The 18076-nt window shown below is 73.8% G+C and carries 19 protein-coding genes; 4 read left to right on the forward strand and 15 right to left on the reverse strand.

What is annotated here, in order from left to right; genetic code table 11:
* Positions 1–33: 33 nt before the first annotated feature.
* Positions 34–528 (forward strand): pyridoxamine 5'-phosphate oxidase family protein, encoded by a 495-nt coding sequence (locus IEX42_RS07620; protein WP_188779236.1) that lies wholly within the window; start codon positions 34–36, stop codon positions 526–528.
* Here IEX42_RS07620 and IEX42_RS07625 read toward each other — a convergent pair.
* The 5 genes from IEX42_RS07625 to IEX42_RS07645 all read right to left on the reverse strand — a co-directional run bounded on the left by IEX42_RS07625 (position 516) and on the right by IEX42_RS07645 (position 5428).
* On the reverse strand, positions 516–896 hold the full coding sequence (locus tag IEX42_RS07625) for a VanZ family protein (RefSeq protein ID WP_188779237.1): 381 nt from the start codon (positions 894–896) through the stop codon (positions 516–518). The genes IEX42_RS07620 and IEX42_RS07625 overlap by 13 nt on opposite strands.
* A complete protein-coding gene (locus IEX42_RS07630; RefSeq protein ID WP_188779238.1) occupies positions 889–1518 on the reverse strand; it encodes an MBL fold metallo-hydrolase in 630 nt (209 codons plus the stop codon). Before IEX42_RS07630 ends, IEX42_RS07625 begins: the two co-directional genes overlap by 8 nt.
* On the reverse strand, positions 1518–2618 hold the full coding sequence (locus IEX42_RS07635; RefSeq protein WP_188779239.1) for an S-(hydroxymethyl)mycothiol dehydrogenase: 1101 nt from the start codon (positions 2616–2618) through the stop codon (positions 1518–1520). Before IEX42_RS07635 ends, IEX42_RS07630 begins: the two co-directional genes overlap by 1 nt.
* Positions 2619–2698: 80 nt before the next feature.
* Positions 2699–3763 (reverse strand): tRNA (adenosine(37)-N6)-threonylcarbamoyltransferase complex transferase subunit TsaD, encoded by a 1065-nt coding sequence (tsaD, locus tag IEX42_RS07640; RefSeq protein ID WP_188779240.1) that lies wholly within the window; start codon positions 3761–3763, stop codon positions 2699–2701.
* Positions 3764–3796: 33 nt separating this feature from the next.
* Positions 3797–5428 carry an acyl-CoA dehydrogenase family protein gene (locus IEX42_RS07645; protein ID WP_188779241.1) on the reverse strand — a complete coding sequence of 544 codons (1632 nt, stop codon included), beginning with the start codon at positions 5426–5428 and terminating at the stop codon, positions 3797–3799.
* 122 nt (positions 5429–5550) lie between these two features.
* Between IEX42_RS07645 and IEX42_RS07650 the strand changes: the two genes are divergently transcribed.
* Positions 5551–6264: a PaaX family transcriptional regulator C-terminal domain-containing protein gene (locus tag IEX42_RS07650; RefSeq protein ID WP_188779242.1), complete on the forward strand. Its 714-nt coding sequence runs from the start codon at positions 5551–5553 to the stop codon at positions 6262–6264.
* Positions 6265–6290: 26 nt separating this feature from the next.
* Here IEX42_RS07650 and IEX42_RS07655 read toward each other — a convergent pair whose 3' ends face one another.
* From IEX42_RS07655 to IEX42_RS07680, 6 genes are read right to left on the reverse strand one after another with little or no spacing between them, the layout of a single operon-like run.
* Entirely contained in the window at positions 6291–6719 is a 429-nt protein-coding gene (locus tag IEX42_RS07655; RefSeq protein WP_229660697.1) for a GNAT family N-acetyltransferase, read from the reverse strand.
* Positions 6716–7354, reverse strand: coding sequence for a tRNA (adenosine(37)-N6)-threonylcarbamoyltransferase complex dimerization subunit type 1 TsaB (tsaB, locus tag IEX42_RS07660; protein WP_229660698.1), 639 nt, complete (start codon positions 7352–7354; stop codon positions 6716–6718). The genes IEX42_RS07655 and tsaB overlap by 4 nt, the downstream gene beginning before the upstream one ends.
* Positions 7354–8373, reverse strand: a complete 1020-nt coding sequence (gene tsaE / locus IEX42_RS07665; RefSeq protein ID WP_188779243.1) for a tRNA (adenosine(37)-N6)-threonylcarbamoyltransferase complex ATPase subunit type 1 TsaE — start codon at positions 8371–8373, stop codon at positions 7354–7356. The genes tsaB and tsaE overlap by 1 nt, the downstream gene beginning before the upstream one ends.
* Entirely contained in the window at positions 8370–9449 is a 1080-nt protein-coding gene (locus tag IEX42_RS07670) for an alpha/beta fold hydrolase (RefSeq protein ID WP_188779244.1), read from the reverse strand. Before IEX42_RS07670 ends, tsaE begins: the two co-directional genes overlap by 4 nt.
* Positions 9450–10598 (reverse strand): alanine racemase, encoded by a 1149-nt coding sequence (gene alr / locus IEX42_RS07675; protein ID WP_188779245.1) that lies wholly within the window; start codon positions 10596–10598, stop codon positions 9450–9452. It abuts the gene before it with no gap.
* 12 nt (positions 10599–10610) lie between these two features.
* Entirely contained in the window at positions 10611–11999 is a 1389-nt protein-coding gene (locus tag IEX42_RS07680) for an NAD(P)H-hydrate epimerase (protein WP_188779246.1), read from the reverse strand.
* A gap of 405 nt (positions 12000–12404) precedes the next feature.
* Here IEX42_RS07680 and IEX42_RS07685 point away from each other — a divergent pair, with 405 nt between their 5' ends.
* On the forward strand, positions 12405–13022 hold the full coding sequence (locus IEX42_RS07685) for a DUF559 domain-containing protein (RefSeq protein WP_188779247.1): 618 nt from the start codon (positions 12405–12407) through the stop codon (positions 13020–13022).
* A gap of 26 nt (positions 13023–13048) precedes the next feature.
* Here the strand turns inward: IEX42_RS07685 and IEX42_RS07690 are convergent, their stop codons facing one another.
* Both IEX42_RS07690 and glmS read right to left on the reverse strand, forming a co-directional pair.
* The gene (locus IEX42_RS07690; RefSeq protein WP_188779248.1) at positions 13049–13402 is read right to left on the reverse strand and encodes a holo-ACP synthase; all 354 of its coding nucleotides are present in this window, start codon (positions 13400–13402) and stop codon (positions 13049–13051) included.
* Between the two features lie 7 nt (positions 13403–13409).
* Positions 13410–15257 (reverse strand): glutamine--fructose-6-phosphate transaminase (isomerizing), encoded by a 1848-nt coding sequence (gene glmS, locus IEX42_RS07695; RefSeq protein WP_188779249.1) that lies wholly within the window; start codon positions 15255–15257, stop codon positions 13410–13412.
* A gap of 84 nt (positions 15258–15341) precedes the next feature.
* Here glmS and coaA point away from each other — a divergent pair, with 84 nt between their 5' ends.
* Positions 15342–16325 carry a type I pantothenate kinase gene (gene coaA, locus IEX42_RS07700; RefSeq protein WP_188779250.1) on the forward strand — a complete coding sequence of 328 codons (984 nt, stop codon included), beginning with the start codon at positions 15342–15344 and terminating at the stop codon, positions 16323–16325.
* Positions 16326–16340: 15 nt separating this feature from the next.
* On the opposite strand, the gene IEX42_RS07705 is transcribed toward coaA, so the two are convergent.
* Positions 16341–17228, reverse strand: a complete 888-nt coding sequence (locus IEX42_RS07705; RefSeq protein ID WP_188779251.1) for a LamG domain-containing protein — start codon at positions 17226–17228, stop codon at positions 16341–16343.
* A complete protein-coding gene (locus IEX42_RS07710; RefSeq protein WP_188779252.1) occupies positions 17225–18040 on the reverse strand; it encodes a S24/S26 family peptidase in 816 nt (271 codons plus the stop codon). The genes IEX42_RS07705 and IEX42_RS07710 overlap by 4 nt, the downstream gene beginning before the upstream one ends.
* Positions 18041–18076: the final 36 nt, after the last annotated feature.

An 18076-nucleotide genomic window follows, 5' to 3' on the forward strand; every position in this document is an offset into this window, starting at 1 on the left:
TGAGTCCGGCCCCGCTCCCGGGTCGGTCCCGCCATGGAGACGATCCTCACCGAAGCATTCAGCGACCCCGGCGCCCCGGCGACGCCGTGGGACCTCACCGACCGGCAGCTGGGCGCCGCCGAGCTCTACTGGCTGAGCACGGTGCGTGCGGACGGCCGGCCGCACGTGACCCCGCTGGTCGGGGTCTGGCTCGACCAGACGTTCTGGTTCACCACCGGCGCCGAGGAGCAGAAGAGCCGCAACCTCGCGCACGGCACCGCCGTGGCTGTCACGACCGGGGCCAACCGCTGGGCCGAAGGCATCGACGTGGTGCTGGAAGGCCGTGCGAGCCTGCGGCGCGACCACACGGAGCTGGAGGACGTGGCAGCGGCGTACCGGTCGAAGTACGCCGGCAGCTGGCCCTTCGAGCGCACCGGGGAGCAGCTCACGGCTGGGGGCGGCCACCGAGCGGACCTGTGGGGCGTCGAGGTGACCAAGGTGCTCGCGTTCGCCAAGAGCCCGCACACGCAGACGAGCTACCGCTTCTGAGGCAGCTGGCGCAGCCCGACGACGATCGCGAGGCCGACCAGCACGCCCGCCGCGTCGGCGACGGCGTCGGCGACGTTGCCGTCGCGGCCGATCGGGAGCACGGCCTGGAGGACCTCGGAGACGACCGCCCAGGCGAGCAGCGCGACCAGCACCGCCCGCCAGGACAGCCCGGCTCTCACCCCGGTGACCGCGAGCAGGACGAACAGCACGGCGTGTACCAGCTTGTCCGACACCGGGACGTCGCCGGGGACCTGCGCCTGCGGCGAGAGGAAGGCGTACGCGCTGGCGGCGAACAGGACGGAGAACGCGGTGCGCCAGAGGTCGCGCGGGTCCGCGCCCCAGCCGCCGGGCTGCCGCGGCTCAGGCATCCAGCCCGGCGCGCTCGGCACCGATCGTGGTGTCGTCGCCGTGGCCGGTGTGGACCACCGTCTCGTCGGGCAGGGCGAGCAGACGCGCGCGGATCGAGTCCTTGATCACGTCCTCGTCGCTGTACGAGCGTCCCGTCGCACCGGGTCCGCCCTGGAACAGGGTGTCGCCGGTGAAGACGCAGCCGAGGTCGTGGACGTAGAAGCACACCGCGCCCGGCGCGTGGCCGGGCGTGTGCAGCACCTTGATCGACGCGCCGGCGACCTTGACGCTCTGCTCGTCGGTGAGGTCGACGTCCCACAGCTGCGCGTCGGGGTCGTCCGGGCCACCGTGGGTGAGCTCCCACAGCGGCTTGTCGTCGGGGTGCAGCAGGATCGGTGCGCCCACCTGCTGGCGCAGCTCGGGGGCGACCCGGCTGTGGTCGTCGTGGGCGTGGGTCAGCAGGATCGCCTTGACGCGGCGTCCGCCGACCAGGCGTGTGATCGCGCTCGCGTCGTGCGGGGCGTCGATGACCACGCACTCCTCGTCGTCGCCGACCACCCAGAGGTTGTTGTCCACCTCGTGGGTCTCGCCGTCGAGGCTGAAGGTGCCGCTCGCGACGCCATGGTCGACCCGGAGCGTCATCAGAGGATCACCACCGAGCGGAGGACCGAGCCGTCGTGCATCTTGTCGAACGCCGCCTCGACGTCGCCGATCCCGATCTCCTCGGACACGAACGCGTCCAGGTCGAGCCGGCCGGAGGTGTAGAGGTCGGTGAGCATCGGGAAGTCGCGGCTCGGCAGGCAGTCGCCGTACCAGCTGGACTTCAGCGCGCCGCCGCGGCCGAAGACGTCGATCAGCGGCAGGTCGGGGAGGGTCATGTCCGGGGTGGGCACGCCGACGAGGACCAGCACGCCGGCCAGGTCGCGGGCGTAGAACGCCTGCTTCCAGGTCTCGGGGCGGCCGACCGCCTCGATGACCACGTCGGCGCCCTCGGCGCCCTCGTACGTCCCGGCGCAGATCCGCTTGATCTCCTCGACCGGGTCGACCTGCGAGGAGTCGACGGTGTGGGTGGCGCCGTTGGCCTTCGCGGCCTCGAGCTTCTTCGCGTCGATGTCGACCGCGATGACCGGGCTGGCGCCGGCCAGGGCGGCCCCCGCGACGGCGGCCACGCCGACCCCGCCGCAGCCGATGACGGCCACGGACTTGCCACGGGTGGCGGCACCGGTGTTGATGGCGGCCCCGATGCCGGCCATGATCCCGCAGCCGAGCAGGCCGACGGCGGCCGGGCGCGCGTCGGGGTCGACCTTGGTGCACTGACCGGCGGCGACCAGCGTCTTCTCCGCGAACGCGCCGATCCCCAGCGCGGGGCTCAGCTCGGTACCGTCCTCGAGCGTCATCTTCTGCTCGGCGTTGTGGGTGGCGAAGCAGTACTTGTGCTCGCCCCGCTTGCAGGCCCGGCACTCGCCGCACACGGCGCGCCAGTTGAGGACGACGAAGTCCCCGGGCGCCACCTCGGTGACCCCCTCGCCGACGGACTCGACGACGCCGGACGCCTCGTGACCGAGCAGGAACGGGAAGTCGTCGTTGATCCCACCCTCGCGGTAGTGCAGGTCGGTGTGGCAGACCCCGCAGGCCTGGATCGCCACCACCGCCTCGCCCGGGCCGGGGTCGGGCACGTTGATCGTGACCAGCTCGACCGGCGCGCCCTTCGCCTTCGCCACCACTGCCTGCACCTGCTGCATCCCGGCCTCCTGCGTCTCGTGTCGTCGCGGTCCCGCGAGTGCGGCCAACCTAGCGGCCACGTGTCGGCGGTCGGGGCACCCTAGACGAGGACCTCGGTGACGGGGAGCGAGGAGTCGGCCGGCAGGTCGTACGACGACGGCGTCCGGCCGCGCGCGACCATCTCCGCACCGAGAGCCGCGACCATCGCACCGTTGTCGGTGCACAGGCCGGGGCGGGGCACGCGGACCCGGATCCCCTTCGCCGCGGCGCGCTCCTCGCAGAGCACGCGCAGCCGGGAGTTCGCGGCCACCCCTCCCCCGATGAGGATGTCCTCGATGCCCTGGTCGGCCGCGGCGTCGACGGCCTTGCGGGTCAGCACGTCGCAGACCGCCTCCTGGAACGAGGCGGCCACGTCGGCGACCGGCACCGGCTCACCACTGCGCTCGCGCGCCTCGACCCAGCGCGCGACGGCCGTCTTGAGCCCGGAGAACGAGTAGTCGAAGCGGTGCCGCTCGAGGTCGCGCCGGGAGGTGAGCCCGCGCGGGAAGTCGATGGTGATGCTGCCCTCGCGAGCCGCCCGGTCGATGTGCGGACCGCCGGGGAACGGCAGCCCCAGCAGTCGTGCCACCTTGTCGAACGCCTCGCCCGCCGCGTCGTCGATGGTGGCGCCGAGGGGGACGACGCCGTCGTCCGCGCCGGTCACGTCGGCCACCCGGAGGATCGACGAGTGCCCACCGGAGACCAGCATCGCCAGGCACGGCTCCGGCAGCGCGCCGTGCTCCAGCTGGTCGACGGCGACGTGGGAGGCGAGGTGGTTGACGCCGTACAGCGGCTTGCCGAGGGAGAGCGCCAGCGCCTTCGCCGCCGCCACCCCGACCAGCAGCGCCCCCGCGAGGCCCGGCCCGGAGGTCACCGCGATCGCGTCGACGTCGCCGACCGCGATGCCCGCCGTCTCGCAGGCCCGCTCGACCGTCGGGACCATGGCCTCCAGGTGGGCGCGCGAGGCCACCTCGGGCACGACGCCACCGAAGCGCGCGTGCTCCTCCACGCTGGAGGCGACCGCGTCGGCGAGCAGCGTGTGGCCGTGCACGACGCCGACGCCCGTCTCGTCGCACGAGGTCTCGATGCCGAGGACCAGGGGGGCGTCGGTACGGGTCGGGCTCACCCCGTGATCCTCCCACTCACCGGCTGCCGGCGCTCAGCCCGGGAACCCCGTCGCGGTGCGCTCCAGGATCGGCCCGAGGTCCAGCCCCGGCGGCAGCGTGCCGAAGGCGCCACCCCAGTCGCGGCCCAGCCGCGAGGCGCAGAAGGCGTCGGCCACCGCCGCCGGCGCGTGCCGGAGCAGCTGCGCCCCCTGGAAGACGAGCGCCATCTGCTCCACGACCCGCCGTGCGCGCAGCTCGATGTCGTCGGCGGAGGTGAGCTCCTTCTTCAGCCGGTCGACCGCGTCGTCGAAGCGGGCGTCCGCGCCGCACGCCCGCTCGGCCTCGGCGAAGAGCAGCTCGAGGGTGTGCGGCTCCCTGGCGATCGCCCGCAGCGCGTCGAGCGCCGCGACGCTGCCCGACCCCTCCCAGATCGAGAGCAACGGCATCTCGCGGTACGTCCGAGCGAGGTCGAAGTCCTCGATGTACCCGTTGCCACCCAGGCACTCCAGCGCCTCGTTGACCATCGCGGGCGCCCGCTTGCACACGTAGTACTTCGTCACGGCCAGGGCGATCCGGCGCAGACCGGCCTCGGCCTCGTCGCCGCGTACGGCACGGTCGTTGGCACCGGCGAGCCGGAGCATCGCGGTCGTCGCCGCCTCGGACTCGACCTGCAGGTCGGCCAGGACGTTGCGCATCGCCGGCTGGTCGATCAGCAGCTCGCCGAACGCGCTGCGGTGCCGGGCGTGGTGCGCCGCCGCGGTCACTCCCGCGCGCATCCCGGCGGCCGAGCCGATCACGCAGTCCAGGCGGGTCATGTTGACCATCTCCACGATGGTCCGCACCCCACGGCCCTCCTCGCCCACGAGCCAGCCGACGGCGGCGTCGTACTCGATCTCGGAGGAGGCGTTGGACCGGTTCCCGAGCTTGTCCTTCAGACGCATGAACCGCATCGCGTTCGGGGCCCCGCCGGGCAGGACCCGCGGCACCAGGAAGCAGGTGACGCCCGCCGGTGTCTGCGCGAGGGTGAGGAACAGGTCGCTCATCGGCGCGCTGGTGAACCACTTGTGCCCGCGCAGCACGTAGGTCCCGTCGGACTGGCGGGTCGCGGTCGTGGTGTTGGCGCGGACGTCGGACCCGCCCTGCTTCTCGGTCATCGACATGCCGGCGATCAGGCCGCCCTTGGTCTCGGGGTCGCGCAGCCCGAGGTCGTAGACCTCGTTGGTCAGCAGCGGCTCGAACCGCGCGGCCAGCTCCGGGTTCGCGCGCAGCGCGGGCACGACGGCGTACGTCATCGAGATCGGGCAGCCGTGGCCCGCGTCGACCCGCCAGGTGTAGAACTTCGCGGCGCGGGCGACGTGGGCGCCGGGCCGGTCGTCGGCCCACGGAGCCCCGTGCAGGCCGTGCTCGACGGCGGTGCGCATGAGCTGGTGGTAGGCGGGGACGTACTCGACCTCGTCGACGCGGTTGCCGTAGCGGTCGTGGGTGTGCAGCCGCGGGGGTACGCGCTCGGCGAGCCGGCCCCACTCGATCGCCGCCTCGGTGCCGGAGAGCCGGCCGAGGTCGTCGATCTCGGGCAGGGCCCAGCCGGCCCCCTCGCGCTCCACCCCCTCGCGCAGCGCGGGGTCGGCGGCGGTGCTGTGCCCGACCAGCGGCGGGACCTGGTTGACGACCTCGTGCGTGCTCATCGGCGTCCTCTCCTGGCCTCGGCGCTGGCGTTGGGTGGCCCTCGGGGGCCACCTGCTCCGTCGTGATGTTACATACTTTCTGACAAGTGAGTCCACATCTGTAGCGTGAGACGCTACGACCCATGCCCCACACGCCGCCGACGCTCTCCGCGCGGTCGGTCGCACTCAGCCTGCTGCTGGGCTCCCACCCGGACCCCATGAGCTCCGCAGTGCTGACCCACGCCGGCGAGCACCTCGGCGTCCCGTCGGCCACGACCCGGGTCGCCCTGACCCGCGCCGTCGCCGCCGGGGACCTCGTACGCCGTGGCAGCGAGTACGGCCTCGGCGAGCGGCTGGTCCGGCGTCAGCGGCGCCAGGACGAGGCCGTGCGGGACGCGGAGAAGCCCTGGGACGGCAGCTGGGAGATGGCCGTGGTGGTGGTCGCCGGGCGTACGGCCGCCGACCGCGCGGCGCTGCGCGGCGAGCTCGCGGCGCACCGACTCGCGGAGCTGCGGGAGGGCGTGTGGACCCGACCGGCGAACCTCCGGCGCACTCCTCGCTACGGCGAGGACCCGGTCCTGCGCACGTTCCGTGCCGAGCCCGACGAGCCCGCGGAGCTGGTGCGCTCGCTGTGGGACCTCGACGCCTGGGCCACCGAGGGACGGCGGCTGCTGGACGACCTGCGCCGTACGCCCGACCCGGCTCCACGCCTGGCGGTCGCCGCGGCCCTCGTGCGCCACCTCGCCTCCGACCCCCTCCTGCCACCGCAGCTGCTCCCGGCCGACTGGCCGAGCGAGGACCTGCGCGCGGGGTACGCGTCGTACCAGGCCGAGCTGCGGGTCCTCGCACTCTCGTGAACCTCCGCGCGAGCGGACGAGCCGGGTCAGGGCGCCGTGGGCGTGCGGGCGAGCCGGGTCAGCACGAGGGCGTCGGTGCCGTCGCGGTAGTAGCGGCGCCGGCGGTGGATCTCGCTGAACCCGTTCGCGGCGTAGAACGCCCGCCCGGCCGCGTTCGCCTCCGAGACCTCGACCAGCACCCGCTCCGCCCCGGCTGCGTCGGCGCGCTCGACGGCGGCCGCCAGCAGCGCGCGACCGGCGCCGGCGCGACGTACCCCCGTCGGCACCGCGATGCGCTGCAGGTCGGCGACGTCCCCGGCGACGGTGAGGACGACGTACCCGCCCCCGCCGACCAGCAGGTCCGGCAGCGCGGCGACGACCGACTCGCGGGACCACGCGTCCACCCCGAAGGCCTCCGCCTCGAGCGCCATGACCGCGGTCACGTCGCCCGGCCCGCCGGGCCGGATCGCCGTCACCGGGGGCGCACCGCTCCCGGCGGGGGCGACAGCTCCTGGGCGTCCGGGCGACGGAGGTACATCGGCTCGGGGTCGACGAGCTCGTAGCGCTCACCGACCACCACGTCGCACAGCACCGCCGCGCTGGGCAGCTCCGGCCCGGCGCGGTGCGGGAACGCCTCCGGGTAGAGCACCCCGCCGCGGCCCACGACCAGCGCCTCGGTGGCCGCGTCCGAGGGACGGGTGACGACCGGGCCCGCCGTACGCACCCCTCCGGCGTACACGGCGAGGTAGACCTCCTTGCGGCGCGCGTCGGTGGCCACCACGAAGTCCTCCAGACCCGCGTCGACGGCCTCGGCCGCGAGCACGTCGAGCGTGCAGACGGCGTACGCCGGGACGCCGAGCGCGAACGCCATCGTGCGCGCGGTCACCAGACCGACCCGGAGCCCGGTGAAGGGCCCCGGCCCGGCACCGGCGGCGACCGCGGTGACGTCGGAGGGCAGGGCCCCGACCTCGGCCAGGACCGCCTCGATCGCCGGCGCGAGAAGCTCGCCGTGCCGCATGGCCTCGTCGGCGGTGCGCTGGGCGACGACGCGCTCCCCGTCGTGCAGCGCGACGGTGACCCGCGTGGTCGCGGTGTCGAGTCCGAGAAGCATCAGAGCGCCCCCTCGGCGACGACGGGCGTGATCGAGCGGGAGTGGATGCGGGCAGCGTCGAAGGGCGCGAGGGCGTCGGCCAGCCCTGTGTCGAACCAGCGCTTGCCGAACGGCGTGATCTCCACCTCGCGCGGCTCGGCACCGCTGTCCTCGAGGTCCTCCGGGACCGCGTCGCCGTGCGGACGCAGCAGCCGGATCTCCAGCCGGTCCTCGGCGAGCGTCTCGGCCAGCCCCTCGCCCCACTCGACGACGGTGACCGCCTCGTCGAGGTCGGTGTCGAGGTCCAGGTCGTCGAGCTCCGCCGAGCCGTGCAGCCGGTAGGCGTCGACGTGCACCAGGCCCGGCCCCGACTCCTGCGCGCGGTGGACGCGGGAGATGACGAACGTGGGTGAGGTGACGTCGCCGCGCACCGCGAGACCGGCGCCGATGCCCTGGGTGAGCGTCGTCTTCCCGGCGCCGAGGTCGCCGGACAGGATCACCAGGTCGCCCGGCGCCAGCAGGCCGGCCAGGCGGCGGCCGAGGTCGCGGGTGTCGTCGGGGGTGTCGACTCTCATGCGTACGGGCAGCATCTTGCGCAGGAACAGCTGCGGACCGTCCCGGCCGGCCAGCGTGTAGCCCTGCTTGTTCCAGAACCGCACCGTCGAGGGCAGCTCCTCGCGGGCGATCAGGCGCAGCCCGTTGAAGCGGCGTCGTACGGCCTCGTCCTCGGCCGCCGCGACCACCTTGCGGGCGATACCGGTGCCGCGTCCCTCGGCCAGGGTGCCCACCCGGCGCAGCCCGAGCATGTCCTCGAGCGGCAGGAAGATCAGGGTCGCGACCGGCTTGTCGTCGATCCAGCCGAGCACACCGCCGTGCTCGGCCAGCGCGGCCGCCACGGACTCCTGGGTCTCCTCCATCGCGGTGGCCGGCGGGTCGAGAGCGGGCCGGTCGCCGAAGGCGCCGTGGATCACCGCGAGCACCTCGGCCGCCCGCTCGCTGCCGACCAGCTCGATCACGGGCTCGCTCGTGGACGCGGTCATCGCGCCACCTCCTCGCCGGTACGCACCAGTCGCTCGATCTCGGCCTCGATCAGCTCGGGGTCCTCGAAGAGCACCATGTGGCCGGCGCCCTCGACCTCGACCAGCCGGGACCCCTCGATCCGGGCGGCCATCTTCCGGCTGTGCCCGATCGAGGTGATCCGGTCCTTCGTGCCGCACAGGACCGTGGTCGGCACCGTGCCGAACCGGTCGAGAACGGCGAACTTGTCCAGCGTCGCGAAGGTGTCGAAGAACTCCGCGAGCACCTCCGTCGGCGTGCCGGCCAGCATCTGGTCGAGCAGCTCGACGTGCGCGGCGGGGGCCTCGCCGCCGAAGGCGAAGCGGTCGGCGACGAGGAAGCCGAGGTTGGAGCCCTTAGAACGGGCGGAGTCGATCAGCTCCGGCGCCGAGGCCAGCGCCGCGATCACCCGGGGCGCGAAGAAGCCGCCGAGCACGTCGGGGATCAGCGGCGACAGGATCCGGGCCGGCTTGAGACCCCCGGCGGTCGTCGCGACCAGCGCCACGCCACGGACCCGGGCGTCGAAGGTCTCGGGGTACTGCTCGGCGAACGCCATGATCGACATGCCGCCCATCGAGTGGCCGACGAGCACGACGCCGGGGTCGTCCTCCCCTTCGGGGACGGGCACCATCGTGTCGAGCACCCGCATCAGGTCGTCGCCGAGCTGGTCGATCGTGGCGTGCTCGCGGTCCGAGCGGCCCGACCGGCCGTGCGACCGCTGGTCGTAGAACACCATCCGGTGCCGCCCGCGCAGCGCGCGCCGCTGGAAGTGCCAGCAGTGCAGGTTCAGCGCGTAGCCGTGCACGAAGACCAGCGTCGGACCGGGCTCGCGCGGCGCGCTGGTGGCGTACGGCGCCTGCTCGTCGACCTCCGCGTGCAGCACGACGCCGTCGGCGGTGAGCACCTCGCGGGCAGGCGCCGACAGCGCGGTCAGGTCGTCGACGTCCCGGGCCCCCAGGCGGCGCGCCTTGACCACGCGCCGCTCGACCACCGCACCGGCGGCGACGGCACCCAGCCCGGCCAGGCCGACGCCGGCGACACCCTTCACCCAGGCGTTCATCTACCTCTCTCCTTCGCCAGTGTGGCGCCGTCGCATCCGGCCGCCCACCCGGCTGACGATCTCGTAGCTGATGGTCCCGCACGCCTCGGCCCACTCCTGTGCGGTGGGCTCGCCGGCGTCGCCGGGCCCGAAGAGCACGGCCTCGGTCCCCGCTGGCGGCAGCTCGCCGCCGAGGTCCACCACCAGCTGGTCCATGCAGACCCGACCCCGCACCGGGCGCTGCACGCCGTCCACCCACACCGAGACCGCGTTGCCGGCGTGCCGCAGCACGCCGTCGGCGTACCCCACCGGGACCACGCCGAGGGTGGTGTCCTCCGGCGCGACCCACGTGTGACCGTACGAGACGCCCGCACCCGCGCCGACGGGCTTGGTCAGCGCCAGCCGGGCGCGCACGGTCATCGCCGGGCGCAGCCCGAGGTCGCCGGTGTGACCGGGCGCCGGGTCGAGCCCGTACGAGGCGATCCCGCACCGGACGAGGCCGAAGCGCGCGCTCGGCCGCAGCACGGCTGCGGCGGAGTTCGCCAGGTGCACGACCTCGGGGGCCAGGCCGAGACGGTCGGCCAGCGCGAGTGCGTCGCGGAAGGCGCTCTCCTGGGCGTCGTTGGCGGGGTGCGCGGGCTCGTCGGCGCACGCGAGGTGGGACCACAGGCCCGTGAACCGGATCGTCCCGGCCGCCTCGAGCTCGGCCGCGCGGGACAGCACCGCCTCCCAGTCGGCACGGGCCGCTCCTCCGCGGGAGAGGCCGGTGTCGACCTTGACCTGGACGCGCGCCGGGGTGCCGTCGACCGCTGCGGCGATCTCGTCCAGCTCGGCGACGGAGTACGCCGTCAGGTCGACGTCGGCGGCCACCGCCGCGGCGTAGTCCTCCCCCGGCACCGTCAGCCAGCACAGCACCCGGCCGGTGTCGCCGCCGGCACGCAGGGCGAGGGCCTCGTCGAGTGTCGCGACCCCCAGCCACTCGGCCCCGGCCTCGCGCGCCGCCCGCGCGACGGGCAGCATCCCGTGACCGTAGCCGTCGGCCTTGACCACCGTCATCATCGCCACCGGCCGCTCGGCGGAGGCGATCTCGCGCAGCCGGCCGACGTTGTGCCGGACCGCGTCGAGGTCCACCACGATCTCCGCGCGCGGGACGGTCGGGTTCTCGGGCATGGCCCGACGATTCTAGGAGAGGGTCGACCTCAGCAGCCCACGTACCACCGGCGGGACCGCGTCGGCGACGCGCGCGGCGACCAGCGGCCCGCCGTCCGAGGCCAGCTGGGCGGCGGCCCCGTGCAGCCAGGACCCCAGCGAGCCGGCGTCGTACGACGACAGGCCGGCGGCACGCAGCGCCCCGCACAGCCCGGCCAGCACGTCCCCCGCGCCGGCCGTGCCCAGCCAGGGCGTGCCGGTGGTCGTCACCCGGACCCGACCGTCCGGCGCCGCGCACAGCGTGTGCCGTCCCTTGAGCAGCACCGTCACCCCGAGGTCTGCCGCGGCCCGGCGCGCGTACCCGAGCTGGTCGGCCTCGACCTCGGCCCGGTCGACGTCCAGCAGCGCGGCCAGCTCGCCGGCGTGCGGCGTGATCAGCACGTCGGCGTCGGGCTCGAGCGACCGCACGTGCGCGATCGCGTCGGCGTCGACGACCAGCGGCACGCCGTCGGCCGCCGCCTCGGCGAGCGCCTCGGCGGCGCCCTCGGAGCCGCCCGAGCCGACCACCCAGGCCTGCACGCGACCCGCGCCGACCACGACCTCGGGGTGGACGGCACGCACCTGGTCGGCGGCTGAGCCGACGTACCTCACCATGCCGGCCAGCCCGGTGCCGGCGCCGGACGTGCAGAGGACGGCGGCGCCCGGGTACTGCTCGCTGCCGGCGCGGACGCCGACCACGCCGCGCGTGTACTTGTGGTCGAACGGGCCCGGCACCGGCAGCAGGGCACCGGCGTCCGCGGGCTGCAGCGCCTCGAGTGCCGCCTCGGGCAGGTCGAGCCCGATGTCGACCAGGTGGAGAGCGCCGCACGCCTCGGCCGCCGGGTCGACCAGGTGGGCGAGCTTGTGCGTGCCGAACGTGACGGTGAGGTGAGCGCGCACGTGCGGCCCGTCGACCCGCCCGGTGTCGACCTCGACGCCCGAGGGCACGTCGACCGCGACCACCGGCACCCCGGCGACGTCGGCGAGCGCGGCCACGGCGTTCTCGCGGAGCCCGGGCCGCCCACCGATGCCGAGGATGCCGTCGACGACGACGTCGGGCCGCGCACCCCCGGAGTCGACGACGCGCCCGCCGGCGGCCCGCAGTGCCGCGAGCCCCTCGGCGTGCGCCTTCTCCGAGAGCAGCACCGCCTCGACGCCCGCGCCTCGGCGAGCCAGCAGCGCACCTGCCCACAGGGCGTCCCCGCCGTTGTCGCCCGGGCCGACGAGCAGGCGCACGCGGGCGCCGTACACCTCGCCGAGGAGGTCGGCGACCGCCGCCGCGAGCCCGTGAGCCGCCCGCTGCATCAGCGCTCCCTCGGGCAGCCGCGCCATCAGCTCGCCCTCCGCCGCCCGGACCTGCTCGACCGTGTGCGCCCGCCTCATCCCCCCAGTATCGGGTCGTGTGCCCAAGGTCGGCTCCTGGACCGTCGTGGGGCACACGACCACAGCACTGTGGAGAACCCGGATGTCTTGGCGTCCACCGAGGCAGGCTGCCGCCCATGACGACACCGGTCTGGCACGGGTTGGCGCTCCTGCAAGAGGGCGTGCTGGCCCGCCGCCAGCTCAATTGCATGGGCCTCGACGCTGACCACGTGGCCGCCCAGGTGGCCGCCCGGCGCTGGCAGACGGTGACCAGCACGGTCGTCTGCACGACGACCGGTCCGTTGTCGGTCGCCCAGCAGCGGTGGGCAGGAGTGCTGCACTGTGGCGGCGCATCGCTGATCGGGGTCTCACTGCTGCCGCGGTGCACGGGCTGCGCGGCTGGGACGAGACCAGGTGTGCGTACTGGTGGACGACGAGAGGGCCTTCGAGCCCGTCCCGGGTTTGGCAGCGGTGCGGACGCGCCGCTCGCTGACCGACTTCCGCGAGCCGCGCGGCGAGCTCCCGCTGTGCCGCCTCGAGCCCGCCGTTCTCCTCTTCGCCGCCTGTACGCGCAGCCCCCGGGCCACCGGACTCCTGGCCGCCTGCGTCCAGCAACGCCTCACCACCCCGCAGCGGCTCGTCGAGTGGACCCTGCGGATGCGGCCCCTCCGGCGGTCCAGACAGTTCCAGGCCGATCTCGCCGAGATGAGCAGCGGCGCGCAGTCGGTCGCCGAGCTGGACGTACGCCGGATGTGCCGCCGATTCGAGCTGCCTCTCCCCCGCCGGCAGGTGAAGCGGCGAGACGGGCACGGCCACTTGCGCTACACCGACTGCGAGTGGCCGGTCCCGGGCGGGACCGTCGTGCTCGAGGTCGACGGAGCGTTCCACATGGACGTCGAGAGCTGGGAGCAGGACCTAGCCCGCCAGCGGGCCCTCACGACGCCGGGCAGGCTGGTCGTCCGGGCCACGGCTCACGAGCTGCGCGCCGACCCGGAGCGTGTGGCGGTCGACCTCGTCCGGTTCGGAGTCAGGTCGTGTGCCTGAGGCCGGTCTGTGGACCGGTCACAGGCTCACGACCCCTCGAGGACCACCACCGCGGAGGCGATGCCGGCGTCGTGGGACAGCGAGAGGTGCCAGGTCGCGGCGCCCACGGCGCTCGCGCGCGCCGCGACCGTGCCGGTGAGCACCAGTCGTGGCCGGCCGGAGTCCTCGGACTCCACCTCGGCGTCGTGCCACTCGAGGTCGCCGGGGGCGCCGAGCGCCTTGGCCAGCGCCTCCTTCGCGGCGAACCGCGCCGCCAGGGACTGCACCGAACGCTCGCGCTCGGCGGGGGTGAACAGCCGCTCGCGCAGGGCGGGCGTGCGCTGCATGGTCTCGGCGAAGCGGTCCACGCCGACGACGTCGATGCCGACCCCGACGATCACGGGGACGTCACTCGACCGTGACGGACTTGGCGAGGTTGCGCGGCTGGTCGACGTCGTTGCCGAGCAGCGTGGCCAGCTCGCAGCCGAACAGCTGCAGCGGCACCACCGCGACCAGGGGCTGCAGCAGCGTCGGGACCCGCGGCAGCGACAGCACGGTGTCGGCGTACGACCCCACCTCGGTGTCGCCCTCCTCGGCCAGGACGATCGTGCGTGCGCCCCGCGCGCGGACCTCCTGGATCGCGCTGAGCATCTTGGCGTGCAGCTGGTCGCGTCCGCGCGGCGGCACGATGCAGAAGATCGGCAGGCCGTCCTCGACGAGCGCGATCGGCCCGTGCTTGAGCTCGCCCGCGGCGAAGCCCTCGGCGTGGATGTAGGCCAGCTCCTTGAGCTTCAGCGCCCCCTCGAGGGCGATCGGGAAGCCCGCGTGCCGGCCCAGGAACAGCACCGCCGGCGCGGCGGAGAGGTCCCGGGCGAGGGCGTAGACCTCCTCGGCCTTGGCCAGCTCGCCCTCGACGTGGCCGGGGATCCGGCGGAGCTCGTCGACGACGGCGGCGATCTCGTCGCCGTACATCGTGCCGCGCACCTGGGCGAGGTACAGCCCGAGCAGGTAGCAGGCGATCATCTGGGTGATGAAGCCCTTGGTCGAGGCGACCGCGATCTCGGGCCCGGCGTGGGTGTAGATCACCGCGTCCGACTCGCGCGGGATCGTCGAGCCGTTGGTGTTGCAGATCGCGAGCACCTTCGCGTTCTGCTCCCGCGCGTGGCGGATCGCCATCAGCGTGTCCGCGGTCTCCCCGGACTGGCTGATCGCCACGACCAGGGTGTTGCGGGTGAGGATCGGGTCGCGGTAGCGGAACTCGTGGGCCAGCTCGACCTCGCACGGGACGCGGGTCCAGTGCTCGACGGCGTACTTCGCGACCAGCCCGGAGTAGTTCGCGGTGCCGCAGCCGATGATGACGATCCGGTCGACCTCGCGCAGCTCGTCCTCGCTGATCCGGACCTCGTCGAGCTGCAGCCGGCCGGTCTCGCTGTGGCGTCCCAGCAGCGCGTCGGTGACCGCCCGCGGCTGCTCGAAGATCTCCTTGCGCATGAACCAGTCGTAGCCGTCCTTCTCGGCCGCGGACAGGTCCCAGTCGACGTGGTAGCGCGTGCCCTCGGCAGGCGATCCGTCGAAGCCGGTGACCTCGACCCCGTCGCGGGTGATCGTGACGACCTGGTCCTGCCCGAGCTCGAGCGCCTCCCGGGTGTGCTCGATGAAGGCGGCGACGTCCGACCCGAGGAAGTTCTCCCCCTCGCCCAGACCGACGACGAGCGGGGAGTTGCGCCGCGCGGCGACCACCCGGTCGGGGTCGCCCGCGTCCACGGCGACCAGCGTGAAGGCCCCCTCCAGACGGCGTACGACGGCCCGCATCGCGGTGGTCAGGTCGGCACCGGCCAGCACCTCGCGCTCGAGCAGCTGGGCCGCGACCTCGGTGTCGGTCTCGGAGACACCCTCGACGCCGTCGCGCTCCAGCTCGGCCCGCAGCATCGCGAAGTTCTCGATGATCCCGTTGTGGACCAGCGCGACCCGCCCCGTGGCGCCCAGGTGCGGGTGGGCGTTGACGTCGTTGGGCGCGCCGTGGGTGGCCCAGCGGGTGTGCCCGATCCCGGTCGTGGCGTCGGGCAGCGGGTTCTCGTCGATGGCCTTCTCCAGGTTGGCCAGCCGGCCGGCCCGCTTGTCGGTCGCGATCCGACCGCTGCCGTCGACCAGGGCGACGCCCGCGGAGTCGTAGCCGCGGTACTCCAGCCGGCGCAGGCCCTCGACCACGACGTCCTGCGCACGCTTCGAGCCGACGTACCCCACGATTCCGCACATGGCTGGTGAGTCTAGGGCGAGGGACGTGCCCTCGGCCGCGACCGGCCGCACCCCGCAGCCCGGCATGCGCCACAATCGGCGACCATGGGCCACGGTCAGACCCCACGGGAACACCTGCGGGACTCCTCCCCGTACGTCGAGCTCGACCGCGCCGACTGGGCCGCACTGGCCTCCGAGGGCACCGAGGCGACCGCGCAGCCGCTGAACGCCGCCGAGATCGACCGGGTCCGCGGCCTCGGCGACCAGCTGGACCTGCACGAGGTCGAGGAGGTCTACCTCCCGCTCTCCCGCCTGCTCAGCCTCTACGTCGAGGCGAAGGGCGGGCTGCACCGCAACCAGGAGCTGTTCCTGCGCCGGCCGACGCCGCCGCGCACCCCCTTCGTCATCGGGCTGGCCGGGTCGGTGGCCGTCGGCAAGTCGACGACCGCACGCGTGCTGCAGCAGATGCTGGCGCACTGGCCCGAGCACCCCTCGGTCGCGCTGGTCACGACCGACGGCTTCCTGCACCCCAACGCCGAGCTGGAGCGTCGCGGGATCCTGCACCGCAAGGGCTTCCCGGAGTCGTACGACCGCCGCGCGCTGCTGAAGTTCGTCGTCGACATCAAGTCCGGCGTCGACGAGGTGAGCGCGCCGATCTACTCCCACCTGGTGTACGACGTCGTCCCCGACGAGCGGGTCGTCGTGCAGCACCCCGACATCGTCATCGTCGAGGGCCTCAACGTCCTGCAGCCCGCACGCACCCGCGAGGACGGCCGGACCGGGCTGGCGGTCTCCGACTTCTTCGACTTCTCGGTGTACGTCGACGCCAGCGAGGCCGACATCAAGAGCTGGTACACCCACCGCTTCCTCCGGCTGCGCGAGACCGCCTTCACCGACCCGGCGTCGTACTTCCGCAAGTACGCCGACCTGTCCGACCACGAGGCGGTGGCCACCGCCGACCAGCTGTGGACCACGATCAACGGCCCGAACCTGCGCGAGAACATCGCCCCGACCCGGTCGCGCGCCACCTTGGTCCTGCGCAAGGACGCCGACCACTCCGTGCGCTACGTGCGTCTGCGGAAGCTCTGAGCGCCGGCGGGCGGCTCAGGAGCCGGCGTCGTAGTGCGCCTGCACCCGAGCCGGGGAGAGCGCCGTGCCGTAGCCGGACACGTAGGCCATCGACCCCTTGAAGTAGTAGCTGTTCGGGGGGCCCGAGTCGCCGACCGCCGACCAGCCGCCGAGGTTGTCGTAGCCGATCCGCACGTACCCGTTCGAGACGGGCTCGCCCTTGGTCCAGCTGGTGTTGCTGGCCACGACCTTGCCGTCGACGTAGAGCCGCATGCCCTTGAGGCTCCCGCTGGGGGTCAAGGTGGCCACCGCCTGGTGCCACACGCCGTCGTTGTAGCTCCGCGAGCCGGTGATGACGTGGGCGCCACCGTCGTAGGTGCCGAAGGAGAGCCGGCCGTCGTTGGACATGAACAGGTGCCTGTCGTAGACCCCCGACGCCCCGGTCGACTGGTTGCCGACGCCGACCAGCTTGCCCCCCTGACCCGTGGTCGTCTTGAACCAGACCTCGAGGGAGAGGCTCGTGGGAATGTCGCCGGCGATCTGCGCTCCGGTGAGGTACCCGCTCCCGCCGTCGAAGCTGACGGCACGGTCGCTGTCGCGCTGACCGCAGGGAGCCGCGGAGTCGCGGTAGGAGACGCCGAACCTGGTGTACGTGCCGGACAGGTTGTTGCCGCCGGTGTCCGCGGCCCGGGTGCCCGAGGCCTCGTTCAGCTGGTAGAAGAAGTACGCGGAGTCCGCCCTCGCCGCACCGAGGACGTCGGCGGGTGCGCAGCTCGAGGCCCAGCTGCCGCTGGCCGCGGTGTTCTGCGTGTTCGTCACCTTCGACGAGTACGCCCCCAGCGAGGTCGGCGTGCCGAGCAGGAGCAGCACCAGCCCGGCCAGCACGGCGCCGGCCGCGGCCAGGGTCCGTCCACGACGAGTCACTGCTCTTCCTCCCGCGCGAGCGGGGCCAGCCCCACCACGAGCGTCCACAGCAGGGGGGCCAGGCAGATGCCTGCCACCACCACCCACCACCAGCCGCTGAGGCTGGGCACGGCCGCGACGCTGTAGCGCGTGCCGTCGGAGGGCACGGCGATCCGGGCGACCTCGCCGCTGCGCATCCGGGGCGAGACCATCTCGTCGGCGAGCTGGGCCCGTACCGGCAGGACGCCGGTCGACACGGCCTCCAGCCGGGGCCCGTCGACGGTGTCGGTCACCCCGACACGGTCCAGACCGACCCACGGCTGCATCAGCAGGCAGACCGCCGCGAAGGCGACAGCGGCGCCGACGACCCGGACCGGTGAGCGCCAGGAGGCGCGCACGAGCCCGGAGACCAGCCAGACCAGACCGAGGCCGAGGAGGAGCAGCGGAGCGCCACGCAGGACCCAGCCCACGGCCGGCCAGACCGCCACGACCTTCCCGACCAGGTGCGCCTGGTCGATGCTCCACGGGTCCGCCGCCGGGTTGACGTCGCCCTTGGTACGGATCCCGCCGGCGGACACCTCGACCGCCCGGTGCGTGTAGACCTTCCCCGAGTCGGGCTGGCGGAAGGTGACGAGGTCTCCCACCTGCACGGCGTCGGCCGAGGCCGGACGCGTCAGCAGCAGGGCGCCGACCGGAGCGGTGCGGCCCATCGAGGCGGTGCGGACGTCGTACCACCGCCCTCCCGTGCTCCACCAGACCAGGGCCGTGAGCAGCGTCGCGCCCACGGCGAGCGCGGCGATCACCGCGAGCGCGGTGGATCGTGAACGCAGCACGACGAGCCTCTCTGGTCTGACGGTGGACGGGTGGGA

The sequence above is a fragment of the Marmoricola endophyticus genome (assembly GCF_014644415.1).
GTDB classification, from domain to species: domain Bacteria; phylum Actinomycetota; class Actinomycetes; order Propionibacteriales; family Nocardioidaceae; genus Marmoricola; species Marmoricola endophyticus.